At 54.6% G+C, this 25,422-nt stretch carries 19 protein-coding genes; 10 read left to right on the plus strand and 9 right to left on the minus strand.

Annotated features, from left to right (window positions below):
* Positions 1 to 362: 362 nt before the first annotated feature.
* From DCC81_RS20205 to DCC81_RS20225, 5 genes are read left to right on the plus strand one after another with little or no spacing between them, the layout of a single operon-like run.
* Positions 363 to 3,722, plus strand: a complete 3,360-nt coding sequence (locus DCC81_RS20205; protein WP_108688499.1) for a SusC/RagA family TonB-linked outer membrane protein — start codon at positions 363 to 365, stop codon at positions 3,720 to 3,722.
* A gap of 21 nt (positions 3,723 to 3,743) precedes the next feature.
* Positions 3,744 to 5,291: a RagB/SusD family nutrient uptake outer membrane protein gene (locus DCC81_RS20210; RefSeq protein ID WP_108688500.1), complete on the plus strand. Its 1,548-nt coding sequence runs from the start codon at positions 3,744 to 3,746 to the stop codon at positions 5,289 to 5,291.
* Between the two features lie 21 nt (positions 5,292 to 5,312).
* Positions 5,313 to 6,170, plus strand: a complete 858-nt coding sequence (locus tag DCC81_RS20215) for a PKD domain-containing protein (protein WP_108688501.1) — start codon at positions 5,313 to 5,315, stop codon at positions 6,168 to 6,170.
* A 52-nt stretch (positions 6,171 to 6,222) separates the two neighbouring features.
* Complete coding sequence (locus tag DCC81_RS20220) at positions 6,223 to 7,089, plus strand: glycoside hydrolase family 16 protein (protein ID WP_108689260.1); 867 nt, start codon at positions 6,223 to 6,225, stop codon at positions 7,087 to 7,089.
* 8 nt (positions 7,090 to 7,097) lie between these two features.
* Positions 7,098 to 8,555, plus strand: a complete 1,458-nt coding sequence (locus DCC81_RS20225; RefSeq protein WP_108688502.1) for a glycoside hydrolase family 30 protein — start codon at positions 7,098 to 7,100, stop codon at positions 8,553 to 8,555.
* A 4-nt stretch (positions 8,556 to 8,559) separates the two neighbouring features.
* Here DCC81_RS20225 and DCC81_RS20230 read toward each other — a convergent pair whose 3' ends face one another.
* Positions 8,560 to 9,084, minus strand: a complete 525-nt coding sequence (locus tag DCC81_RS20230; RefSeq protein WP_165806667.1) for a DUF3592 domain-containing protein — start codon at positions 9,082 to 9,084, stop codon at positions 8,560 to 8,562.
* Between the two features lie 184 nt (positions 9,085 to 9,268).
* Between DCC81_RS20230 and DCC81_RS20235 the strand changes: the two genes are divergently transcribed.
* Positions 9,269 to 9,676, plus strand: coding sequence for a hypothetical protein (locus tag DCC81_RS20235; RefSeq protein ID WP_133177738.1), 408 nt, complete (start codon positions 9,269 to 9,271; stop codon positions 9,674 to 9,676).
* Between the two features lie 118 nt (positions 9,677 to 9,794).
* Here the strand turns inward: DCC81_RS20235 and DCC81_RS20240 are convergent, their stop codons facing one another.
* Positions 9,795 to 10,178: a VOC family protein gene (locus DCC81_RS20240; RefSeq protein ID WP_108689261.1), complete on the minus strand. Its 384-nt coding sequence runs from the start codon at positions 10,176 to 10,178 to the stop codon at positions 9,795 to 9,797.
* Between the two features lie 92 nt (positions 10,179 to 10,270).
* On the opposite strand from DCC81_RS20240, the gene DCC81_RS20245 reads away from it, so the two are divergent.
* From DCC81_RS20245 to DCC81_RS20255, 3 genes are all read left to right on the plus strand, one after another.
* Positions 10,271 to 11,413, plus strand: coding sequence for a DEAD/DEAH box helicase (locus tag DCC81_RS20245; RefSeq protein ID WP_108688505.1), 1,143 nt, complete (start codon positions 10,271 to 10,273; stop codon positions 11,411 to 11,413).
* Between the two features lie 136 nt (positions 11,414 to 11,549).
* Positions 11,550 to 12,182, plus strand: coding sequence for an ABC transporter ATP-binding protein (locus DCC81_RS20250; RefSeq protein ID WP_108688506.1), 633 nt, complete (start codon positions 11,550 to 11,552; stop codon positions 12,180 to 12,182).
* Positions 12,179 to 13,279: a hypothetical protein gene (locus tag DCC81_RS20255; RefSeq protein WP_108688507.1), complete on the plus strand. Its 1,101-nt coding sequence runs from the start codon at positions 12,179 to 12,181 to the stop codon at positions 13,277 to 13,279. Before DCC81_RS20250 ends, DCC81_RS20255 begins: the two co-directional genes overlap by 4 nt.
* 48 nt (positions 13,280 to 13,327) lie before the next feature.
* On the opposite strand, the gene DCC81_RS20260 is transcribed toward DCC81_RS20255, so the two are convergent.
* Positions 13,328 to 13,735 carry an SDR family NAD(P)-dependent oxidoreductase gene (locus DCC81_RS20260; RefSeq protein WP_133177739.1) on the minus strand — a complete coding sequence of 136 codons (408 nt, stop codon included), beginning with the start codon at positions 13,733 to 13,735 and terminating at the stop codon, positions 13,328 to 13,330.
* On the opposite strand from DCC81_RS20260, the gene DCC81_RS20265 reads away from it, so the two are divergent.
* Positions 13,721 to 14,101 carry a winged helix-turn-helix transcriptional regulator gene (locus DCC81_RS20265; protein ID WP_108688509.1) on the plus strand — a complete coding sequence of 127 codons (381 nt, stop codon included), beginning with the start codon at positions 13,721 to 13,723 and terminating at the stop codon, positions 14,099 to 14,101. The two genes, DCC81_RS20260 and DCC81_RS20265, sit on opposite strands and share 15 nt — an antisense overlap.
* A 153-nt stretch (positions 14,102 to 14,254) precedes the next feature.
* Here DCC81_RS20265 and DCC81_RS20270 read toward each other — a convergent pair whose 3' ends face one another.
* From DCC81_RS20270 to DCC81_RS20295, 6 genes are all read right to left on the minus strand, one after another.
* Positions 14,255 to 17,047 carry a M16 family metallopeptidase gene (locus tag DCC81_RS20270; RefSeq protein WP_108688510.1) on the minus strand — a complete coding sequence of 931 codons (2,793 nt, stop codon included), beginning with the start codon at positions 17,045 to 17,047 and terminating at the stop codon, positions 14,255 to 14,257.
* 27 nt (positions 17,048 to 17,074) lie between these two features.
* On the minus strand, positions 17,075 to 18,244 hold the full coding sequence (locus DCC81_RS20275; protein WP_108688511.1) for a TlpA disulfide reductase family protein: 1,170 nt from the start codon (positions 18,242 to 18,244) through the stop codon (positions 17,075 to 17,077).
* 82 nt (positions 18,245 to 18,326) lie between these two features.
* Positions 18,327 to 19,787: a RagB/SusD family nutrient uptake outer membrane protein gene (locus DCC81_RS20280; protein ID WP_108688512.1), complete on the minus strand. Its 1,461-nt coding sequence runs from the start codon at positions 19,785 to 19,787 to the stop codon at positions 18,327 to 18,329.
* Positions 19,788 to 19,799: 12 nt separating this feature from the next.
* On the minus strand, positions 19,800 to 23,087 hold the full coding sequence (locus tag DCC81_RS20285; RefSeq protein WP_165806668.1) for a SusC/RagA family TonB-linked outer membrane protein: 3,288 nt from the start codon (positions 23,085 to 23,087) through the stop codon (positions 19,800 to 19,802).
* A 290-nt stretch (positions 23,088 to 23,377) separates the two neighbouring features.
* Positions 23,378 to 24,505: a FecR family protein gene (locus tag DCC81_RS20290; RefSeq protein WP_108688514.1), complete on the minus strand. Its 1,128-nt coding sequence runs from the start codon at positions 24,503 to 24,505 to the stop codon at positions 23,378 to 23,380.
* 62 nt (positions 24,506 to 24,567) lie between these two features.
* Positions 24,568 to 25,164 carry an RNA polymerase sigma factor gene (locus DCC81_RS20295; protein WP_165806669.1) on the minus strand — a complete coding sequence of 199 codons (597 nt, stop codon included), beginning with the start codon at positions 25,162 to 25,164 and terminating at the stop codon, positions 24,568 to 24,570.
* Positions 25,165 to 25,422: the final 258 nt, after the last annotated feature.

Here is a 25,422-nt window from a genome sequence, read left to right on the forward strand (position 1 = left end):
ACAAGCTGCATGTAGCAAAAAAACGGGCGGAAGGAAAACTGGTACAGGAAGAAACACTTAACAGTAACAAAGTAACCCGCGGTGACCGCGTCCACGTAAAGCGGCGCCCCGGCATTTGTGTAAATCTAAATTTCCCGTTATGAAATCTGAAACAGGTTAAGGGCATTCCCATGCCCATCATAAAAAAACCGGAAGCGCTTGCAACACTCCCGGTTTGGTTCTCTTGGGCATTACGGAAAAAACGAGTCCGGTTCAAGAACTGCCTATTCCCTCATCCCAAACATTACAAAAGTATGCAATTAACCTTTAGGGGCAATGCTCCTGGCGGCATTATGCGCCCATCAACCAAAATATTGCTCGTTATGAAACTCACTACCTTTTTGCTGCTCGCGGTTTGCTTGCAGATCAGCGCAAAAGGAGTCTCCCAGTCCATCACCCTGTCGGAGAAGAACGCGCCCCTGAAGAAGGTGCTGCGTGAGGTTTCCCGCCAGTCCGGCATTTCCATCGTGTACGACGAGGGCTTGCTGGCAAAGACCAACCCGGTGACCGTAGAAGCCAAAGGCGCCTCCGTGCAGGAGGTGATGGAGGCCTGCCTGCGCAACCAGCCGGTGTTCTTTACCATGGAAGGCCAGCGTATGATCCTGCAAAGCATGCCGGAAAAGAACTGGGCCGCCGCCGATACGTCCATCACCGTAAAAGGGATGGTGACCGATGAAAAAGGGCTGCCCATCCCCGGCGCTACCATCCGTGTGAAAGGTGGCAGCCAGGGTACCGCTACAGACGTAAATGGCCACTTTACCCTGAAAGCCCCCGCAGGCTCCAGCAGCCTGCAGGTGACCGTGGTGGGATATAACAACCAGACGGTGGCTATTACCGGTGGCCTGCTCTCCGTGAAAATGGTACTGGCAGAAACGGCGCTGAATGAAACGGTAGTGGTAGGATATGGTGTGCAAAAGAAAAGCGTGGTGACCGGGGCCATTTCTTCCGTAAGGGCTGCTGACCTGGAAAGCCAGCCGGTGACCCGCATTGAATCCGCCCTGCAGGGCCGCACTTCCGGTGTTACCGTAGCCCAAAGTTCCGGCCAGCCCGGTTCCGGCTCTACAGTGCGTGTGCGTGGTATCACCACGTTTAATAATAACGACCCGCTGTGGGTAGTGGATGGTGTAGTGGTAGACAACGGCGGTATCGGTTACCTGAACCAATATGACATTGAATCCATAGAAGTACTGAAGGATGCGGCCTCCCAGGCTATTTACGGTGCACGTGCAGCCGCTGGCGTTATCCTGGTGACTACCAAGAAAGGGAAAGCTGGTAAAATGCAGGTAAACTATAACGGCTATTACGGTACTTCCGAGCCGGCCCGCAAACTGAAGCTGCTGGATGCTACCCAGTATGCTACGTTGATGAATGAGGCCAATGCCGCCGCCGGCTATGCACTGCCCTTTGCCGATCCCCGCTCCCTGGGGAAAGGAACCGACTGGCAGGGCGAGATCTTCAACAACAGCGCGGTGCGCCAGAACCATGAAGTGAGCATCAGTGGCGGGAATGACCGTTCCACCTTCTTCTCTTCCTTTGGTTACCTGGACCAGGAAGGTATTGTGGCTTCCCCCATCTCTCACTACAAGCGCTTTAACGTGCGGGTGAACTCCCAGCATAAACTGGCTTCCTGGCTCACCTTTGCAGAAAACATCGGCTACGCCTATGACCGTGCAAACGGTATTGGCAATACCAACAGTGAATTTGGCGGCCCGCTCAGCTCCGCCATCAACCTGGATCCCACCACACCGGCAGTGGAAACAGACCCGGCGAAGGCCAGCACCGGCCAGTATGTGAATACCGGCGTGCGCGTAAATGCCAAAGGCCAGCCCTATGGCATTTCCGACCTGGTGCAGAATGAAATGTCGAACCCACTCGCTTATATCATCAATAATGAGGGCAACTACAACTGGTCGCACAATATCGTGGGCAATACCTACCTGGAAGCGGAGCCCATCAAGGGCCTGCGCCTGCGCAGCACCGTTGGCGCCAAGATCGCTTTCTGGGGTGGTGAATCCTTTACGCCCATTTATTATTACAACACCACTAACAAGAATGCCCGTACTGCCTTTAACCGCAGCATGAACAACGGGTTTAACTGGAACGTGGAAAATACCGTTTCCTACACCCGTGCATTCAACGATCATAATGTAACGGTACTGGTAGGCCAGGGTGCTTACATGGACGGGCGTTCCAAGAGTATCAGCAATACTTTCCAGGACCTGCAGGTAGATAATTTCTGGGACGCTTCCGAGAAATTCAAGGTGGCCCAGACCTCGCGCAGCACGGATGGCGGTGAGGGTACAGACCACCGCATTGCTTCCCTCTTTGGCCGTTTGAACTATAACTTCAAAGAAAAATACCTGCTGGAAGGCGTAATACGCCGTGATGGTTCCAGCCGTTTCGGGCCCAACAACAAGTATGGTACTTTCCCCTCTGTATCCGCCGGCTGGGTAGCTTCCAAAGAAAGCTTTTTTCCCAAACAGGACGTAGTGGAATTCCTGAAGGTACGGGGTGGCTACGGTATGGTGGGCAATGATAACATCGGCGACTTTGGTTATCTCTCCACCATTGGCAGTGGCCGTAACTATACTTTCGGTACGTCCGACATTTCTTCTATCGGTTACAGCCCCGATGCGCCCTCCAACCCGGACCTGAAGTGGGAATCTACCGCGCAGACCAACGTGGGTTTTGAAGCCTCCCTGTTCCGCAATTTTACCGTGAGCTTTGACTGGTACAAGAAAGTGACCAAAGGCATCCTGCAGAACCCGCGCATCCCTGCTTATGTAGGCGCCATCTCTAATCCACCAGCAAACGTGGCCGATATGCAGAACACCGGTGAAGAACTGGAACTGGGCTACCACGCCCAGGCAGGAGCGCTGAGCATAGGTTTGAATGGCAACGTGTCTTACACCCAGAACAAGATCACCTATGTGGGCCGCGGCCTTACTTACCTGGATGGTGGGGTAAACTTCCAGAGCAGCAGTTATCCCATCACCCGCAAAGCAGTGGGCCACCCGATCGATGAGTTCTATGGTTTTGTAACAGAAGGTATTTTCCAGACCCAGGCAGATGTGGATGCCTATACCGGCAAGAACGGTAAGATACAGCCCAATGCCAAACCCGGTGATTTCCGCTATAAGGATGTAAACGGTGATGGTATGATCGATGGCAACGACCGTGATTTCATCGGCAATCCCACGCCCACCTGGACGTATGGCTTTAATGTGAACCTGGCGTACAAAGGCTTTGACCTGGGCCTGTTCGGCCAGGGTGCCTCCGGCAACAAGATCTTCCAGGGCCTGCGCCGCCTGGACCTATCCAATGCCAACTGGCAGACCAAGGCCCTGAGCCGCTGGACAGGCCCCGGTACCAGTAATGATTACCCCCGCCTGACCATGAAAGATGATAACCACAACTTCACCAATCCGTCCGGTTTCTACCTGGAAGATGGCGCTTATGTGCGCCTGAAAACGGTGCAGCTGGGGTATACCCTGCCCAACACCATCAGCCGCAAGGCAGGCATCAGCCGTGCCCGTATTTACCTGATGAGTGAAAACCTTTTCACCTTCACGAAGTACACCGGCTATGATCCCGAGATAGGGGGTGGTACCATGAGCATTGACCGTGGCATTTATCCGCAGGCACGCTCTTTCCTGCTGGGCCTCAACATTACTTTCCAATAAATCCATTAAAGCAGATTCCACATGAAGAAATCATCATATAAAGCCATAGCAGCGCTTTGCTCCGCGTTACTGCTCACAAGCGCCTGCAGCAAAAGCTTCCTGGAGGTAAAACCCACGGGTACCAACCTGGAAGGTAACTATTACAAGAATGAAACAGAAGCATACAATGGCCTGATCGCGGTGTACGACGTGGTAGGCTGGCAGGGTGGTGGCTTTGTAACAAAAGTAGGCGCCATGGATGCCGGTTCTGACGACCAGCTGGCCGGCGGTGGTGGCCCTAACGATATCACCGACTTCCAGGTGATCTCCAACTACACGCTGGACCCGGCTACCGGCCCGCATAATGAATTGTGGAAAGCCGGCTTCTCCGGTGTGTTCCGCGCTAATTTCCTGCTGGAAAAACTGCCCAACGTGCCCATGGATGAAGGCCACAAGGCACGCTTTACCGCGGAAGCAAAGTTCCTGCGTGCTTACTTTTATTTTGACCTGGTGCGCCAGTTCAAGAACGTACCCCTGTTCAATAAACCGGTGCCGGTAGACCAGATGTATGACCAGGTGCAGGCGGCGCCCGCGGATGTATACAAACAAATAGAGCAGGACCTGAAAGATGCCATCGCAGAATCTAACCTGCCGGACCAGGTGACCGCTTCCACAGACGGTGGCCGCATTACCAAAGGCACGGCCCATGCGCTGCTCGGTAAGGTATACCTGTTTGAAAAGAACTGGACTGCCGCCGCCTCAGAACTGGCGCTGGTGAATGGTACGCCCGGCCAGCAGAACCCTACGTATGGTTACAAACTGCTGGACAATTTTGCCGATCTCTGGACCACCATTCCCGATCTGAAATTCAACAGTGAGTCCATCTTTGAAGTATCACATGCTACCATGTCCAATGGTAACTGGGGGTGCATTGCGTGCACGGAAGGTAACGTGCTGGATATCCTCACCGGCCCCCGTGGCTATGCACCGGGCCCTAATGCACCGGGTTATGAAGCAGGATATGGCTTCCTGATCGTAACAAAAGACCTGGCCACTTTCATGAAAGGAGATCCGCGGTTCAAAGCCACCATTGCAGACCTGGACAGTATGAAAGCCAATGGCATAGCGGATTACAGCCCATCGTTCAACAACACGGGTTTCTTCCTCAATAAATTCATCGGTTATGTAAAAGACGAAACGAAGGGCCCCGGCGACAAGCCGCTGAACTTTGGACAGAACATTTACGAGATCCGCCTGGCAGATACCTACCTGATGGAAGCGGAAGCGCTGGCCAACAGTGGTGACGCCGGCGCCGCCGGCAGCCGTGCCTATGCATTGCTGAATGCCGTGCGCGCCCGGGTGAAGCTGCCGCCCGTACCCGCTACGTTGGATAACATCCGCCGGGAGCGCCGCATGGAGCTGGCCGGGGAAGGCCACCGCTGGTTCGATATCATCCGCTGGGGCATTGCCGCAGATGTGCTGAAAGACCGTGGCTTCAAGGCCGGTAAGAATGAAATCCTGCCCATCCCGCTGCTGGAGCTGAACAACACGAAACTGCGCCAGAGCAAAGAGTATGGTGGCGATCTTTAATTATTCAACCAAACGTAAACGATGAAATCTTTCCAATATATTTCCCGCATGAGCGGCTTGTGCCTGCTGGCAGCCGCGTTGCATGCCTGCACCCCCGAATCATCCAGCCAGGACCTGGGCCCCTTGCCGGTGGCTTCTTTTACTGCTGCACCGCTTTCCGGCAATGCCAATAGGATCGCCATCGCCAGCACTACGCCAGGCGCCTTCATGTGGCAGTGGCAATACGGCGATGCCGGCGGCACTTCCAGCAAGGAAAAGGATACTATTACTTTCAGCAAAAAAGGCACTTACGCCATACAGCTCACCGCTTATACCAGGGGAGGGGCTGCCACCGCGGCGCAGCAGGTGACCATCGCCAATGACCTGCCCCCGGTGAACGTGCTCAAAGGCAGCACCATGGATGCAGATGCCACCCAATACTGGACAGTGCTGAATACCGGTGGCACCCAGACTTCCATCAGCATCGCAAACGGCGTGATGAACTTTTCCAACACGGGCAATACCAATGGTGCCATTTACCAGGCAGTTCAGGTAGATGCTAACCGTAATTATTATTTTTCCGGGCACGTAAAAGGAAATGGCGCTACCAATACCTGGTTTGAGATCTATATCCTGCCCGATGTACCGGTGCAGGGGAGCGATTATGGCAACGGTAAGAAATTTGTAGCACTTAATACCTGGGCCGGTTGCGGCGGTGCTGCTTTTGACGGCGATATAGCCACCATAGGCTGTGATGGCGATTATAAAGGCCAGAACGGTAAGATCAAATTTGCAACCGCCGGTACCATCTACATCGTGATCAAAGCCGGCAGTTCCGGTGGCACGATGGGGAATGGCGGTATCAACATTGATGACGTGACCTTCTCTGAAGAACAATAATTCAACCCCGGTGTACAGGCCCGGCGCCTGTACACCTTTTTAAACCATGTACATGAAACGACTGATCGCATTGCCGCTTGTGCTGCTTACCTGCACCTTCTTTTCCTGCTCCGGCCAGAAGTCCGAGCCATCCAACGGTGGTTATGTAACGCCCCAGGCGCCCAAACCGCCGGAAGATAAAGGCTGGAGTTTTGAGACCACCCCGGTGTGGAGCGATGAATTTGATAAAGACGGTGCGCCCGATCCGGCCAAATGGGGCTATGACCTGGGCAACAGCGGCTGGGGGAACCACGAACTGGAAAATTATACGAACAGTACCGACAATGCTTACATCAAAGACGGTGTGCTCTATGTAACGGCCCGCAAAGAAGCGTCTAACGGGATGAACTATTCTTCCGCGCGCATGGTCACTGCCAACAAGGGCGACTGGTTGTACGGCCGCTTTGAGATAAAGGCCAAACTGCCCGCCGGTAAAGGCACCTGGCCTGCCATCTGGATGCTCTCCACGGACTGGGCGTATGGCGACTGGCCCAAATCCGGCGAGATAGACATCATGGAAGAAGTGGGCTATGATCCCAATGTGATCCACCTGAGCGCACACACGGAGAAATACAATCATGTGATCAATACCCAGAAAACCGCGGTACAAACAGTGCCTACTGCCATCAGTGATTACCATGTGTACCGGCTGGACTGGACACCGGCTGCCATCCGTTGCTACATTGATGACCAGCTGTACTTCACCTTCAGGAACGAAGGCACCGGCTCCGCCGCCTGGCCGTTTGACAAACGCTTCCACCTGCTGCTGAACCTTGCCATTGGCGGCGACTGGGGCGGACAGCAAGGGGTAGACGACAGCATATTCCCCTGCGCTATGCAGGTAGATTATGTGCGGGTATATAAAATGATCGACAAATAAAACAAGCCATGAAAAACCTATACAGATCCGGCCTGGTATGCCTGCTGGCCGCAGGGATGGCAGCGGGATGCTCCGGTGGTAAAAAAGACCAGCTCACACCGGTAACGCCCCCGCCTGTGGCACCGCCTACCGGCCCGGTAAAGTCCGACGTGGAAGCCTGGGTGACCACGGCAGATAAAACATCGCTCCTTGCCAAACAGAACACGGCACTGGTTTTCAGTGATACAGTGAATGTGAATACCACCATTAACGTGAATGGCCAGCAGGCCTTCCAAAGCATTGACGGTTTTGGTTATTGCCTTACCGGCGGCAGCGCCACGCTGATCCACAACCTGCCCGCGGCCACGCAGGACGCCCTGCTGCAGGAGCTTTTTGCAACAGACAGTAATCACATTGGCGTAAGCTACCTGCGCATCAGCATCGGCGCATCAGACCTCAGCGCCACTACTTTCACGTATGATGATATTGCCGCCGGCACGGAAGACAATACGCTGGCGCAATTCAGCATAGACCGTGAGCAAACCGACCTTATACCCGTATTGAAAAAGATCCTGGCCATAGCGCCTGACATTAAAATACTGGGCTCACCATGGTCAGCACCTGTGTGGATGAAGACTAACGGCAGTTTTAAAGGTGGTAGTTTAAAGCCGGCGTATTATACGGTGTACGCCCAGTATTTTGTTAAATACATCCAGGCCATGAAGGCCGAAGGCATCAATATCGATGCCATTACCCCGCAGAATGAGCCGCTCAACCCGGACAATAATCCCAGCATGACCATGCAGCCCGCAGAGCAGCTGGATTTTGTGAAGAACGCGCTGGGACCGGCATTCCAGGCAGCGGGATTAAGTACCAAGATCATTTTATACGATCATAACGCAGACCGTCCTGATTATCCCACTACCATCCTGGCCGATGCCAATGCCAGGGCTTTTGTGGACGGCTCCGCCTTCCACCTGTATGCCGGCAGCATCAGCGCGCTGAGCACCGTGCATGACGCTTACCCCGATAAGAACGTGTACTTCACGGAGCAGTGGGTGGGTGGCCCCGGCAACTTTGGCGGCGACCTGAAATGGCATGTGAGTAACCTGATCATTGGCGCTACGCGCAACTGGAGCCGCAATGTGCTGGAATGGAACCTGGCGGCAGATGCCAATTACGGCCCCCACACCAACGGTGGCTGCAGCACCTGCCAGGGCGCACTGACCATCAGTGGCAGCGTAACCCGCAATGTTTCTTATTACATCATTGGCCAGGCGGCAAAGTTTGTACGCCCCGGTTCTGTGCGCATTTATTCAGATGACAAAGCAGACTTTCCCAACGTGGCCTTTAAACGCCCGGACGGTAAACACGTGCTGCTGGTGCTCAATAACGGTAACGGGAGTACGAAATTCAATATAAAATATAACGGTAAGATCGTCACCCCCACACTGCCCGCCGGTGCAGTAGGGACTTACACCTGGTAAACTTTCATAACGAGCAATAAGCATGCTTTCGAGAGGAACGAGAGGCCGGTTTTCCGGCCTTTCCGGTTTGGGGATCAGCCCTGGAAAAACGCCCCCGGACAGGCATGCCCCAGCCCCATCGCTCATAAGCCAGTGCCAGTGCGCCCAGGCAGCCCGCCAGTAGCCCCAGGTACAGCAGCACCATCGCATACAGATGCAGGTTGACCCCGCCCAGTTGGGCCGTTTCCGCCGGGCTTTCCGGATCAAAATAAACATTCACCTGCTCACCAATGCTGTAATTAGCGGGCGGGGCGAAGCTGCCGGAAATATAGGTATGCCTGCATCCCTGGTGGTCCTGGAAGGTGATCACGGGAGCATAGATGAGATTACCCGCATCGCGGTTAGACACCATATCGATCACGGTACCGCTGGCGATAGCGGCGTGCCGGCGGAAATGGCTGAGTGATGAATAACAGCAGGCAGCCAGCAGCAGGCATAATAGCCCGGTGGCCAGCAGCACCCGGCCGCCAATATGCAGGATCTTTTTCATAGGTATTCGGTTCTGTCTTCCGGGTAAACGGGAAATGGTTGCCAGGGATAAAAATATGCTTTTTTTTAATATGATGAGGTGCCGGGGCTGGTTCGTCACAGAATATGGGGGGCTGGTCACATTCGCCGCCGGCGTGTGCATAGTTGTGCTATTCTTGCAACACTGAACGACAAAACTGAAAGTTATGAAGACGCTGATGGCTTTTCTCATCCTTGCTTTGCTGGTGGTGCTGCAGATCCGCTGCAGTGGTGAACCAGGCGTGTTCCAGACTTATTTCTGGACCAGCACCCCCGGTACTGAAAAATTATATGTGTATGTGGATGGTCGCCGCCTGGGAGCATTGCCCCGCCTGGCCTCCGCCCCGGACGTGCGCAGCGACTCCCTGGAGCGGGTGGCCCTGTACACGCCCCTGCCATCCGGCAGCTACCGGGTAGAGGTAAAAAATGACCAGGGCCTGCTGCGCGTGGCAGAAACCCTGGAAATAAGCCGCCGGGGCGGCAATATGCGGCTCTCCACCAGCTTCAGCGACCACCAGGGCAATGGTAAGTGTGTATGGAACGAGGACCGCCTGGTAGAAGAACTTACGTACTGATTTAATACCACGCGATGGCTTTCGCCGCCCGCGTTTTGAAATAGAACTATACTAAATTGTTACTGTGTTAGCATCGCTGCACCGGGTTTTTACCTGGTGCAGCTTTTTTGTGGATGCCTCACATTTGTAATACGGAAATAATATTGCCCGAAGGGTCTGTAAACCATGCTACCAGCGGCTTTCCGCCCCGCACAATGCCCTTGGCGTCCGTTTGGATAGGCGGGCCGTACTGCTGGAATTTTACGCCTTTGGCGGTAAGGGCGTCCACTGTTTCATCAATGTTCTCCACGGTAAAATTGAGCACCGTGAACACGGCCGGCTGGTGGTCCGGCTTGGGATAGATGAGCACCATGGTTTGCCCGTTGTTGATCTGCAGGTTCAGGTGGTGCATGGCATCTTCCTTTACATCCAGCCCCAGTGTATCTGCATAGAATTTCCGGGCGGCGTCCAGGTCTTTCACGGCAAACCCGCTGAAGGCGGTCCTGTGCTTAAGTGATTCCATAAACATGTTTTTTAGGTGAATGAATGCGCCAGGCAGCCGTTGGCCGGAGGCGTCAATTTTATTTTCAATAGCTTTGCGGCAAAAAGAGACGCATGAGTTTTGCAACGCTGGGCCTGTCAATTCCTTTACTGAGTACCATCGCCAGGAAAAATTATACACAACCTTATCCCGTGCAGGAGCAGGCTATACCGGCCATCCTCAAGGGGCACGACGTACTGGGCGTGTCTAAAACGGGCTCTGGTAAAACGGCGGGTTATGCCCTGCCCATCATTGAGCGTTTTCAGAAAAGGACGGAGCCCAGTGAACGCTTCCCGCCGGCCCTGGTGCTGGTGCCTACCCGTGAACTGGCCATCCAGGTGGCAGAAGTGTTCCGCGACCTGAGTGAGCACATGCCCCAGCAGATCAAGGCCTCCGCTGTGTACGGAGGGGTGTCCATCAACCCCCAGATGAAAAACCTGCGCAACACCGATGTGCTCGTGGCTACGCCGGGCCGCCTGCTGGACCTGGTGGAGAGCAAAACCCTGCACCTGGAAAAAGTGGAAATACTGGTGCTGGACGAGGCGGACAAAATGCTGAACCGCGACTTCCGCGAAGAGATGGACAAAATCCTTGCCCTTCTGCCCAAAAGAAGGCAAACCATTTTATTTTCCGCCACCCTCAACCCCGACATCAAATGGCTGCAGGAGCAACTACTGTTCCAGCCTACCATCATTGAAATTAAGGAACCGGAAGATAGTATAGACAGCATTGCGCAGATTGCGTACCATGTGAGCATGGAGCGCAAAGGGCCTTTCCTGCGTTATCTTATCAAGGAGCAAAATATGCAGCAGGTGCTGGTGTTTGCATCGTCTACCCGCACGGCGGATAACATTGTGACCAAGCTGAAAAAGAACGGCATCCAGGCCGCTGCTTTCCATGGCGATATGGGCCAGAACACCCGGATAGACATGCTGCACCAGTTCAAGAAAGGCAACATCCGCGTGCTCGTGGCCTCTGACCTGGCGGCCCGCGGCATTGATATTATAGAACTGCCGGTGGTGATCAATTATGAGCTGCCCCGCTCCCCGAAAGACTACGTGCACCGCATAGGCCGCACCGGCCGCGCAGGCGCCATGGGTAAGGCTATTACCCTGGTAACACCGGAAGATGATCATCATTTTGGCGTGATCCAGAAGAAGATGGGAAAGAAAGTGGAGATCCTGGAAACGGAAGACATCAGCTTACAAGGCTACTAACTGGCTAATGATAAATGGAAAGGGCCGTTCCCGGCATGAGGGGGACGGCCCTTTTTGTCTGCCAGTGAAAGCAGGAAAGCACCGCTTGTAGATTTTGGCTGGCACTGTATGGGGAAATAGGATATTTTGTTACTGCATGATAACGATCTCCGGTTTTGAAAAATCGTACCAGGGCCGCCTTGCCCTGAAAATACCGTCCCTGGCGCTTCCCGGTGGTGTATACTGGTTGCGCGGGGCCAATGGTTCCGGTAAAAGCACATTGCTGAAAGCCATGGCCGGGCTGCTGGATTTTAAGGGAAGTATTGTGTTGCAGGAAAAGGTGGATCTTAAAAAACAGGATGTAGCCTACCGCCGCCGGGTGAATTTTGCGGAAGCAGAGCCTGTCTTCCCGGAGTTCCTTACCGGTCAGGAAATGGTAAGCCTCTTTGCGGCCGCCAAGCGGGCCCCTGCCACGCAACCCCAGGCCTACCTGGATAGCATAGGCCTTACACCAGACCTGGAACGCCCGGTAGGCGCCTATTCCAGTGGCATGCTGAAGAAGCTGTCCCTGGCCCTTGCCTTCCTGGGCCAGCCGGACTGGATACTGCTGGATGAGCCCCTGATCACCATGGATGCCGCTGCATTGGAGGTGTTATACCAGTGGATCGCTGCATGCAGGGCGGCCGGTGTGCACTTCATACTATCATCGCACCAGGCCCTGGATGCCACGTTCCTGCCGGGTTTACAAACCCTGGTGGTGGAAGATAAAACTGTAAAGCCCCTTGCATGAAAGCCCCGCTCACCCATGTGCTCATCCGCAGCATTGGTAAAGGATTTTACCGCGTACATGCGGGTATGTTGCTTTTCTTTTTCATTGCCGCTATCAGTTATTGCTTCTTTATTAACTACGCCGGCACTTTGCCTACGGAAAGTATTTCATTGGCCAACTTAGTGCTTACGCTGGCCTTCATTACCTCGCCATTCATGATGGTGGCAGCTTTCGTGGTGTGGGCGGTATACACGGGCAAAGCCTGGCAATACACCATGGCTCAACTGGCCCTGCCGGCTAATCAATATTTGTTTTACAGCGCCACGGCTTTTGCAAAAACGCGCCAGTGGGCCAGCTGGTTCCTGCTGCAGTTGTTCCTGCTGCTGCCGGCGCTGTGTTATAGTGGGTTTGCGCTGGCGCTGGGTATCCTGTATGGGCATCTGCTCCTGCCTTTGCTGGCGTTGTTGTACCTCCTGCTACTCACGGGGGTGAGTGCGGCGTATTATGTTTTGCTGGCCAACCGGTTGCAGGGGAGTGGCCGCACGCTGCGCTGGCTGGCCCGCCTGCCCAAGCCTTATTTCAGCTTGTTCCTTTACCAGCTGCTGCACCGGCATAAACTTTCCATTGCGCTGGTAAAAGGCTTGTCCCTGGCGGTGATGGCGTATGTGGCCCTGTATGGGGTAGATGATTTCCGGGCCTTGCAGATCGTGGTGTTACTGATGGTGATGGGGCATTGTTACCTGCTGCTGCAGGAGCAGCGGTTTGAAGTTTTGCAGTTACAGTTTGGACTGAATTTTCCGTATAGCCGTTACCGTTTGCTGGCGTTTATGTGCCTGCGTTATACGGTGTTGCTATTGCCGGAAATAGCGTGGCTGTTGCGTTTCCGTATGAGTTGGGGACTGCCGGCTGCCGGCTTCCTGCTGGCCATGGTAATGGCTTTGCGCTGCTGGCTGTATGTAATAGGACCGCATGCGGGCCGCTACCTGCGCGGGGCGTTTACGTTCTTTATCCTGGCTACGCTGGGGATCATGGGTGGCTTGTTATGGCCCATTATGTCAGGATGCCTGGTCTTTTCACTGGTGGTGTGTGCCATCAAAAAACTGCGGCTGCTTTCCTGAAAACTTAAAGCCCCTGCAGTGGCTTTAAGTGGCGGAAAGAGGGCAGGCCTACCAGGGAATAACGGCCTTGTCGCGGTAGAACTGGCCACTGGGGCTGCCTTTGGGCAGGTGTGCGGCCCACACAATGCCGGCCGCACTTTCGGGGATCGGACGGGCGCCGCGATCTTTGTAGCCAGGGTAAGTGTCGGTAAAGCCGGGGTCAACAGCGTTCACCGTGACACCATCCGCCGCCAGGTTTTTCGCCGCTTTGAGCGACAGGCCGTTCTGGGCCAGTTTGGCCACGGAATAAATACCGATGGTGTTGGGCACGTGATGAAAGCCAAACACCGCATCGTCATAAGAACCGAGACCGCTGGTCACGTTAAGGATGCGGGCGTGCCGGCTCTTCTTGAGCAGGGGCAGCATGGCCTGCATCACCCGCCAGGTGCCTACCACGGTGAAATGAGAAAGACGCAATCTACCAATAGCCTGAACGCCACTACTATCATTGAAAATTGTGGGATGGCCATTTCCATGACCATTTTTGGCGGGCGCTGGAAGCCGGCTATCCTCTTTTACCTGAGTGAGGGCCGCATGCGTTATGGCGCCCTCCGTGCGGCCATCCCGGGCATTTCAGAGCGCATGCTCATACAGCAGCTGAAGGAGTTGGAGAAATACGACATCGTGCGCCGCATTGCCTACCCGGAGGTGCCGCCGCGCGTGGAGTATGAGCTTACAGACAATGGTCTTACACTGGTGCCCCTGATGAAAGCCATGTCTGCCTGGGGAGAAAGCCAGCGGGAAAACATGGCCCGTTTCCGGTTTGCTGCAGTGGAGCAATGATCCGGCTACATTGCGCGGCTGGGGTGTGGTGGCTGGTTTGCGGTGAATGGAGGAAGTGAGGCAGTGGAGCGGAAATGACGATGGCGTTGTTAAACCATTCAATAAGCAGTGGCTAAATAACCGTCGCTTATTGAATGGTATTATTTGATCAACCTAGTGTTTACTTGTTTCGGGCAGCAACGCAAATATGATCCGGTTCTTGTCGCTGTAAAAGAGATCTGCCGCTTCCGTCAGGGAAGTTACATCGAGGCTGTCGGCCTGCTGTTGCAGTTGCAGCACCTGTTGCGGGTCTTCCTGGTTCTCATACTGGCCGGAGAGATAACCCAGCCAGAAATTATTGTCCTTTAGTACCAGTTCCAGGTTCTTGCTGTAGGCTGCTTTGAATTTGTCTACATTTTCTTGTGAGGGCCCGTTGGCGCTCATCTCCTGCATTAGTTGCCCCACGCGTTCCACCAGGTGGTCTACGTTGCCGGGGGCACAACCAAAAGATACGACCATGGCATAGCGGCTTTTGGGCAACTTGTTATACTGCACCTGCACCGCGGGGCTGTACACTTCCCCTTCGGCTTCGCGCAGGTCTTCCGTGAGCCTGATCTGCAGGATGTCTCCCAGGGCTTTTAACTGCAGGTTATGCAGCTGGCTGTACGGATAATCGCCGCTGTATACGATCCGTACCAGCGCTTTATTTTCCAAACCTTTGTATACTTTCTTTATCCACTGCCCCGTGGGAATGTGAATGCCCAGGTCGCGTGCCTGTTCCTTTTTGTAGGTAGCGGGCAGTGCACCCAGGTATTGCGCTATCAGCGGGGCAATACTGTCTGTATTGAAGTTACCTACAAACACGAACGTGAAGCCGGCGGCGTCGCTGAAGCGTTCCCGGTAGATATCGTAAGCCCGCTGCAGGGTGATCTTGTCCAGCTTTTCCGGGGTAGGCGGACCACTGCGGTAGCTGTAGTTGCCCATCACCTGCGCGATGGTGTCGCTGAATACATTGGTGGGATCTGCGAGCCGGTTCGTCACCATGGCTTTGGCACTGCTGATCGTACTGGCAAACAGTGTGCTGTCGCGCCCAGGCTGGGTAAACTGGAGGTAAGCCAGCTGCAGCGCGGTTTCCAGGTCTGCCGGGGTGGTCACCCCGCTGAGGGTCTGGCTGCGTGGCTGTATATTCGCACTTACGTTTACCACTTTGCCGGTGAGCGCCTGGTTTAGTTGTATGGGGTTCAGTCCTGCCAGGCCAAAGCGGCTTACCAGGCCAGCTGCTGCCGCGGCGGCGTCAAAATCATTATCATCGTACAAAGAGGTGCCACCGCTGCTTACCCCGCTGAAACGGATCTCGTTGTTCTTAAAATCAGTGGGTTTCAGGATCACTGTTACGCCGTTGCTCAGTGTCAGCCGGGTGAGTTGCAGGGATGCCACGTAACTGCGGTCTGTGATATGCCCGGGCAGGGGCTTGGTGGTCATCAGCGGGCGTTGGAGGCTGTCTTCCCGGAAAGGCGTGAGCGGTTGTGTGCGTACCGCCTGCATCCAGCCACGCACGGTGGCTTCACCGGGCAGTTGTGCTTTCACCGCTTCCGGTGCGGAGAGGATGATATCCAGGTTTTTGTTGTCCAGGTAATGCTGCAACAGTGCGTTGATATCCGCCAGCGTAATGCCGTTGATATGCGACGCGGTAAAGGCCTGTTCCCAGCGTATGCCGGGGGCGGCTTCCTGGTGGAGGAACAGTTGCTGGTATTCCTTTACAAAATTGATGGAAGGCGTTTTATCCTGCTCCTGCAGCGCTGTTTCCAGGGTGCGCAGGTAGCTGGTCTTGGCGCGGGCCAGCTCCCCGGCGGTGAAGCCGTAGCGGCGCACATTTTCCAGGATCTGCCAGGCCTGTGTAAAGCCCTGTTCATATTGCCCGGGCTTAAGCGTTACATCAAAAAAGAAAAGGGACAGCCCGCCCAGGAAGGGTTGCAGGCCTGCATTCATATTAGCATATGCCGGTTGCTGTGCACGGCTGATGGTGGCATAACGGCGGGAGGAGAGCATTTGCAACAGCAGCTGGCGCTGCACGAAACAGAGGTAATCCGCCGCGGTCACCATCGGATCGGCCTTTTGTTTGAAAAGCAATTCTATTGCTGCTTCCGAGGCTTCTGCATCCGTTACCGCCAGGAACTGAGAACGGCCGGTAAGGGCTACTGCATAAGCAGGGCGGGGCCTTTCCGGTTTGGGATTTTCCAGGTCGGAGAATTGGGCCCGCACCATTGCTTCCGTTTTCACCGGGTCAATATCACCCACCACGATCAGTGCCTGCAGGTCCGGGCGGTACCAGTCGTGATGGAACTGCCGTATCACGGCGGGTTTAAAATGTTTTAACACGGTATCCAGGCCAATGGGGATACGGTCTGCGTAGCGCGAGTGGTTCAGCAGCACCGGGTAGTACTGCCTGCTCATGCGGTCTTTGGCGCCTTTGCCCAGCCTTTCTTCTTCCAGCACAATGCCTCTTTCTTTTTCAATTTCAAGACTGTCCATCGTAGCTTCCTGTGCCCAATCGCGCAGGATGCGCAGGCCATCCGGCAGCATGCCGGCCGGAACGGGCAGCTGGTAAACGGTTTCATCGAAACTGGTGTAAGCGTTCAGGTCTGCACCAAAGCGCACCCCTGCTTTCTGGAGGTAGTTCACCAGTTCATTTTTAGGGAAATGCGTGGAGCCGTTAAAGTTCATGTGCTCCATGAAATGTGCCAGCCCGCGCTGATCCTCATTTTCCAGGATGGAGCCGATCTTATTGACCAGGTAAAGCTCCGCGCGCTGCTGTGGTTGTGTGTTGCGGCGGATGTAGTACGTAAACCCGTTGGGCAGGCGCCCGGTGTGCAGGGCGGTATCTGCCGGTATTTCCTGGGCCTGTCCGCGCAGTGCGCAGCACAGGCCCAGGGCCACAACGGGGAGTGATAAAGTACGGAACAGCATGGGTTGTTTTTTTGATGTTTTATGCTGCTAGTGCAGGATCTCAGACAGTTTTTGTTCCAATGCATCGCCCCGCAGGTTTTTGGCAATGATCTTTCCATCGGGGCTTACCAGGAAGTTCTGGGGAATGGAAGTAACACCGTACATGGCCGCCACATCACTGGTCCACCCTTTCAGGTCGGATACCTGCTTCCAGGGCAGGCCGTCTTTTTCAATGGCAGCCACCCATTTATCCTTTTGCTTGGCCACATCCAGGGATACGCCCAATACCGTAAAACCTTTGTCTTTGTAAGCTTCAAACGCCTTCAGCACATTCGGGTTTTCTGCGCGGCAGGGGCCACACCAGCTGGCCCAGAAATCCACCAATACATACTTGCCTTTATAGGAAGAAAGGCTCACCGGGTTACCGGCGGGATCATTCAGGGTAAAGTCCATGGCAGGAGTGCCTAATGCTGTCTTTTTAGCAAGGGCTTCTTTTTCTGCCTGTTCCTGCTGCCGTTTGGCGTAAATGGTTTTGATGGCGTTTTCCACGGTAGCCTTTGAAGCAGCCGGCAGCACGGTCATCAGCGTATCCACCTGCTGTGTGCTGGTAAGGGGGCTGCTAGCTACGCTGTACACCAGGTAAGGCGTGATTTGCGCACCGGGGTGTTGCTTTGCATAGGCCGCCATCTCATCATTCATGGGTTTAAACAGGTTGGATACGCGGTACATTACCTGTTGCTGTAACTCCCGGTCAGTCTTGTATGCCGCGGAAGCCGTGATCCTGCGGAGGCTGTCCGTTACCAGCAAAGTGTTGTGGATAGCCTGTTTGTATTGCCCGTCTGCTATGGCTCCGGGGCCGCTTAAGTGAAAATTGGACAGCGCACTGTCTGCCGTGAGCTCCGTGTTGCCGACACCCAGCACAAAGCTCATGCGCTCACTTACCGTTATGCTGATGCCCTGGTTCTGGGCAATCCTGCGCGGTACGATCCATACACTCTGGGCCTCCGCAATGCGGCCGCTGAACTGGAAGTTGCCATCCTTTACCACCGCGCTGTCCAGCTGGCGGGGAATGAAGCTGCTGTCGTACAGGAGGTACAACGTGGTGTAAGCCTGCGGCATATGTGTGAGTTTGCCGCGGAGGGTAAATTGTTTTTGTTGTGCCGCTGCTGGCAGTGTCATGGCACAAAGCAGGGCCATGCCTAAATTACGTATAGTCATTTCCGTTATATTTATAAAATGGGTCAACAGGGCGGGCGTTTTTTACACACCCGTTGCTGTTGTTGACCACTATTTAAAAAAACTAGTTCTGGTAACCGGTGTTCTGGTGCAGGTTCAGGTCCTGTATCAGGTCGTTGCTGGGCAGGGGCCACAGTGCTTTGAAGCTGGCCCAGGTGCCGCCGCGTTTTTCTGCTACGGCGGTCATTACATTATCAATGGTGCCGCTGCGTTTCAGGTCAAAGAAACGCTGGCCGCCTTCTGTGAAATATTCCACGCGGCGCTCCTGCAAAATGGCTGTGAGCAGGGCGGCCCCGCTGGCGTTAGTATTGCCCAGGCCTGCGCGGTTACGCACCGTGTTCAGGTCTGCCTGCGCGCCGGCCAGGTTGTTGCCAAGGTGGGCGCGGGCCTCTGCGCGGATCAGGTATTGTTCTGCAAAGCGCAGCTGTACCGAGTTTTCAGGGCCTGGCGTAGCAGAGCGGTACTTGTTGATGAGGTAGAAGGTATCTGCAGGATTGCTTCCGCCGGCGGGCGCTATCGCGGGGCGCAGCCAGTGGGAGAAGCGGTTGTCGCCGCTTTCAAAAGCCGCTACCAGTTCATCGCTGGCCACGTAGCTGATGCCGTATTTGAAAGGTGTTTCGCCGGGTTGCATGGTAGCAGGTGTGGAGTTGTTGTATTGTGCAAAATCGTAAGTGGTATTTACCGTCGCCCCGGGGATGCTCATCAGCGCCAGCTCCCATACGGATTCCCGGCTACCCACCAGGAATACGGAATCCAGTGCTTCCAGGTGGTAGGTCCCTGTGGCATTGATCACCGTTGTTGCCTGGGCTTCCGCGTTGGCCCAGTCTTCGTTGTAGAGATAAGCCCTTGCCAGGAGGGCCGTTGCGGCAAGCTTGTTTGGCCGCACACGGGCGGTGGTGGGCAGGCCGTACCCGTCGCTGTAATTATCCGGCAGCAGTGACTGGGCTTTCAGCAGGTCTGCGATGATCTGTTTGTACACGTCTGCCTTGGGGCTGCGGGAAAGATGGTTGTTGGTTTGCAGATCAGAGGTAGTGGCCAGAGGCAGATCCCCGTAAAGATTGGCCAGGTGGAAGTACATCCAGGCGCGCAGGAAGTAGGTTTCTCCCAGCCACTGGTTCTTGTGCTCAATGGCCGCGGTGGTGCTGTTCAGTCCTTCCAGCGTGGTATTGATGCGCCAGATCTGGTTATAGAGACTGCCCCATTGGCCCACGTTCGTTCCTGCCAGGTCGTTCAGGTAGAAGGCCTGGTTTTGCGGGTTGGTGGTGAACAGGTTGCGCAGGTCATCTATGTAGCCGGCGGTACGGAAGGGAATGGATTCCGGCCCGTTGAATTGTAGCATGGTGTACATGTTGGCAAAGTTGCCGGTGGATGCCGCCCCGGCGGAAGCGTCGGATACATAGGCCCCGTTGCCGGCTATCTGGTCCACCGGGAGCGGGATCTGGAGGTATTTTTTACAGCTACCCATTGCTGCCATTACCAGGGCGCCCAGGAGCAGTTTCGTTGTATGTGCAGTGAATCGTTTCATGTTTGCGCGCGTTTAAAGATTAATACTGAGGCCACCAGTGAGAATGCGAAGCGGCGGCATGCTACCCGGTGTCAGGTTTTCGGGGTCCAGGCCACCTTTATATTTGGAAATGGTGAGCAGGTTCTGGGCCTGGAAGAACACGCTGGCGCCGGTCATACGGGCTTTCCTGACCAGCTTGGGCGACAGGCTGTAGGAGAGGTTCAGGTTACTCAGGCGGGCGTAGGTGGCGCGCTCATATGCACCCGTGCTGAGTGCAAAATTGCCTTGCCCCAGGATGGCCGCAATGCCTTGCGATACCTTGGGTACGTCCGTATGATCGCCGGGATGTTGCCAGCGCCGCAGCCATTCCGTTGTGGTATTGACATTGAACTGGCCGGGCATCTGGGACTGGGAGCCCAGGAAGTTCCTGCCAATGCGGTTCCTGAATTCGAAGAACACATCCAGGTGCAGGCGGTTGTAGGTAAAACTATTGCCAATGCCGCCGAAGTATTTTGGCGCAAGATCCACGTACTGCGTTTTATCTTTTACCTGGTCCAGTTGCACCGGCGAGAGGAAAGGCGTAAACGGGCCTTTATCTCCTTTGGCATTGATATAAGTATAACTACCGGTTTCAGGATCTACCCCTGCATAGTTGTAAAGCTTCTGCAGGAAGGGCGATTTGCCGATCACATAGGAAGTGCTCACCGCGGAGGTACTCAGGCCGGGATAGGCCACCAGTATGGATTTGGGGATGGTCATGTTAATAGTGGTAGACCAGGTGAAATGATGATTCCTGACATTATAGGTAGTGAGGCTCAGTTCCCATCCACTGGTGCGGATCAGCGCAGGGGAGTTCAGCGGGTATTGTGTAAAACCGGTTACAGACGACAGGAAGCTGGTCACCAGCTGGTGGGAGGTCATGTCGTTATAGTAATCACCGTCAAAGGTGATGCGGCCTTTGAAGAACTCCAGGTAAAGGCCCAGTTCCCGCTTTTTGATCTGCTCCCATTGCAGGTTGGGATTGGCCAGGCGTGTGGGCGTAAGGCCCGCTACACCGCCATAGGAGCGGGTGGTGGAGTAAGTGGAAAGGTACTGGTAATCCTTGATGCCATCATTGCCGGTGATGCCGTAACTGCCACGCAGTTTACCAAAAGAGAGGCCGGGAACCTGGTCTTTCACCCAGGGTTCTTCGGTAAAGATCCAGGCGGCGCCTACGGAGCCAAATGCGCCGAACTGTTTATTCTCTCCAAACTTGGTAGACCCGTCGTAGCGGCCATTAAGACTGAGCAGGTATTTATCAGCCCAGTTGTATTTGACAATACCAAAATAACCCAGGTTGCGGCCGGGTGTCTGGCTATAGTTAGCAGTCACCGTTGTCGCAAGGGATGGATTGTACAGCAGTGCATCGCCAATAAAACCGGTGCCGGAAATAGAACTGTAAGGATTGAATTTATCCACGAGGGTCACCCCTACGCGGGTGTCCATGGTGCCCTTTTTGCCGAGCTTAAAGGTGTAGGCAATGTTGGGGTCCAGTGTCCAGGTGCGGATGTTGTATTCCCCGCGGGCGGAGTTAATGCGTAACGCCACATTGCCTACCGGCTGGAAATAATCCGTAGGCGCCGCCCGGAAATCCCGTCCCATCAGGAGGTTGTAGCCGATCGTTGCATTGAAGGTAAGCCCTTTCACCGGCTCATAACGCAGCACGGTATTGCCCAGCAGGTTATTGGTGGTACTGTTGTACAGCAGCTTGATGTCTGAAAGCAGGTTCTGATTGCTGCCGATGTCGCTCCAGTTTAGCTGCCCGTCCGGCCCCAGCAGGGGTGGCGCATTGGGGGCCAGGGTGGAGATGCCCAGGTTGGAAAGGTCGCCTGGTTTGGTGTTATTCATGTTGGAAGAAAAACCACCGGACATATCGAAGTAGAATTTCTTGTTGGGCGAAGTGCTGTTCAGGTCAAAGCGCAGGCCAATGTCCCTGGTATTGCCGCCCCCCAGTTGCACGCTTCCCTGCTGGTGGAAAAGCCCGCTGATGCGGTAATTCACCATCCCATTGCCGCCGCCGTAGGCTGCGTTCACCTCTGTATTCACCGGGTGCAGGCCGGTGGCGTAGCGTTGCCAGTCCGTGTAGCGGGTGGTGTCCCAGGTGCCATTCAGGTCCAGGTCTGCGGCCTTGGGCTGTGCGTTGTCATTGGCAAAGGCTTCGCGCCGGAGGGCCAGGTATTGCTGGGTATTGAGCAGCTTGGGCATGCTGCCGCGCATGGATACGCCGCTACGCGCATTTACCGAAAGCTGGGGTGTGCCGGCCTTGCCTTTCTTCGTGGTGATGAGGATCACCCCGTTGGCCCCGCGTGAGCCATAGATAGCGGTAGCGTCTGCGTCTTTCAGCACCGTTACACTTTCTATTTCAGAAGGCGACAGGAAGTTGAGCGCACTGCCGCCCTGGGATATAACGTTGTTCAGATCTCCGTTGTTGAGGTAATTCAGTGTTTCATTGGCAGGGTAGGTAACGCCATCCACCACGAAGAGCGGCTGGGATAAATTAAAGCTGCTGTTGCCACGGATCTGTGTTACGTAAGACGCATTGGGCAGGCCGGAGTTCTGCGTGATATAGAGTCCCGGTACGCGGCCCTGGAGGGCGGAGAGCACGTTGGTCACCGGGTTGATGCTGATCTCTTTGGCCGTTACCGTTGTTACGTTACCGGTGAGCAGGCGCTTGCTGGTCTGGCCGTAAGCGAGGATCTGTACCTCGTCCAGGGCGCTTACGTTGTCTTTCAGGATGATGTTGAACGGGTTGGCCAGTTCCTTGCCGGTGATCTCCCGGGTGGTGTAGCCAATGAAAGTCACGACCACTACAGATCTTTCCCGGTCAGGTACGAAGAGGGTGAACTGCCCTTCGTTGTTGGTTACCGCGCCGGTACTGGTATTCTTTACCTTCAGCGTTACGCCGGGTAAAGGATTGCCTGCTTCATCGGTCACTTTACCAATGAGTACAATAGGCTGTGCTGCGCTGATGGGTTTATAGAAATCCATGTTGCGGTGGGTGATCACCACCGTGTTGTCGATCACGGCATAACGCAGTGGCAAGGCCTGGAAACAGGCGTCCAGGGCCTCCTGCAGCGTGGCGTTGTGAATGTCTACGTTTACATGCGGGGCCTGCCTTACCAGGTCCGCATTGTAAAAGAACGTGTAACCGCTCTGTTTTTCGAGTTGGTTTAAAATGCTTTTAAGACTGGCATCCCTTTCGGAAAGGTTGATATGTTGGCTGAAAACGGAAGCGCTGACGTGCAGGCATCCAATGAGTGATAGAACACTGGTTAATTTCATAACCACAAAGATTTTTTTGCACCGGCGCAAAGTGGCCAGTGATAAGGAAAAACGGGAAATTTCCATACATTTGTTTGGTTTTGGGCTTTTGGTTGATAATTAGTTTAGACAATAGCTGTTAGCGATCAGTCCCTGACCTTTTTTCGCCGGCATGTGGTCGTAACACATGCCGGTTTTTTTGTCATTGACCAATTTAATTCCAGCACAGCAGCGGTGCTGTGCAATGTGTTGGTATGGATGAAAAGTTGTGGTAAGGCGGAATGCCGTTATGGCGGATCTTTTGGTTGATATTATCTCAATATGATCTTTCTCCCTTCTATTTTAAAGTTAATGCCACTGGCGGCCAGCACCTGCAGGGCGGTAGAGGCCTTTACGTTGCGGGAGATCTTCCCGCTGAAGCGCTCTGCCGGCAGGGGACCGTCAAACACCACGTCTACATCGTACCAGCGGCCCAGCTGGCGCATGATGGCGGATATGTCTGCATTGTTGAAGGCAAACTGCTCATGCTGCCAGGCCATGGCGGTGGCGGTATCTGCTTCTTTTACCAGGCTGAGGTGCCCTTTGCCGAGCAGGGCCTGACTACCTGGTTGTAACAAGCAGGAGTCCTGCAGGCCCATCACCCGTACGCTCCCCTGGGTAAGGGTGGTGGTGATCACCGGTTCGTCGGTGTATGCATTTATATTAAAGTGAGTGCCCAGTACATCCGTTCTTTGCTGACGGGTGATGACGTGAAAAGGTTTGGCCGCATCGGGGGCTACTTCAAAGTAAGCCTCCCCATCAAGGGTCACCGTGCGTTCATTGCCGGCAAAGTAGACCGGGAAACGCAGGCTGGAAGCGGCATTCAGCCACACCTTGGTGCCATCTGTCAGCACTATTTCATAAGTGCCGCCCCTGGGCGTGCTGATCGTGTTCATGATGCCGGCATCAGCCTTGGAGGCCGGGGCATCATTGTTATAGCGGATCAGCCCATTGGCCTGTATTGCTTTGCCGGTAGGTACCAGTGCGCTGACATTATTTACCAGAGAAATATGCTGCCCGTCCTCCGTGATCAGCGTGGCGCGGCGGGTGCCGGGTGCAAGGTCTGCGGCGGCAGTCACGGCCACTGGCTGCACTGGCTGGCGGTACTGCTGAACGTAAAGGACACCTGCGCCGGCCACCAGGATAAGGACGGCTGCGGCTATGGCCCGCCAGTAACGGCCCCCCCTGCGTTTCACTACCCGCAGCGGCAAAGCCTGCCCGGTAGTGGATTGCAGCCGCTGGTGCAATTGCATTTCCTTGTTATGCCATTCCCTGTCATCCAGTACGGGTTCTTCCCCGTGTATGCTGTCGTACCACGCTTCAATAAATTCCTGCTCGGCCGGCGTAGCCTGGCCGGCATTATATTTTGCGATCAGTTGCCTGAGTTCTTGCAGTTCCAAAGCGCGCTTTTTTAATTATCAGGTAAGGAAAGAAAAAGTACTAAGTAGGCCTGAATTTTTTTTCAAAGCTGGTGCAGCCCGGAAAATAACAGGAAGCCCATTACCAGCAAGGGATTTTCATAGCGGCGGATGCGCTCCCGCAGGCGGGCGGTGGCCGCATGCAACTGGTTCTTAACAGTTTGTTCGGAAAGGGAAAGCTGCCCGGCGATGGCCTTAATAGAGAGGTGCTGGTCGCGCCGCAACAAGTAGATGGCGCGCATGCGCTCCGGCATGCGGTCGGTTTCTTCGGAGATCACAGCCTGTAGTTCTTTATTCACCAGCAGGTTATAACCGGAGGGGGCGCGGTGTTCCGGTTGGGCTGCTACTTTCATGGCATAGCGCAGGCGTACTTCGTTCTTCTCAAAATGCTGGAGTACTTTATTGCGCAGGATGCCGTACAGGTAGGGGAGCAGGCGGGTGTCCGGCGCCAGCTGGTCCAGGTTGTGCCAAAAGGCTATATAGGTTTCCTGCACCAGGTCCTGTGCGAGGTCGTCCTGTTGTACTTTACGGAAGGCTTGCAGGTAAAGGGATTGCCAATACTGGCGGAAGGCCAGTTCAAAAGCCTTGTGCCGGTCGGAGCCGGCGGTAGCCAGTATGTCGTCGTCGGGAACATGCACCATAATTTCGGTCGATCGCCCGGTAAGGTACATATTATTTGGGGCAAATACCCCGGGGATATACAACATTTTGGCCGGGATCATCCTCCATGGAATTTGCTGCGCCCACAAAAAGGAATCAATTTTGTTGTGTATCTTAGTGGCCGGTTTTTTCCACCCTGCCTTAACCTGCAACTATGCCAGACCGGTTTCACCGGCCAGGATTTCCTTACACTGCAACGCTGACAAGACACGAATCATCAGAACAATTTTTTACCTGTA

Origin of the sequence: Chitinophaga parva, from assembly GCF_003071345.1 — a bacterium.
In the GTDB taxonomy this organism is placed as follows: Bacteria; Bacteroidota; Bacteroidia; order Chitinophagales; family Chitinophagaceae; genus Chitinophaga; species Chitinophaga parva.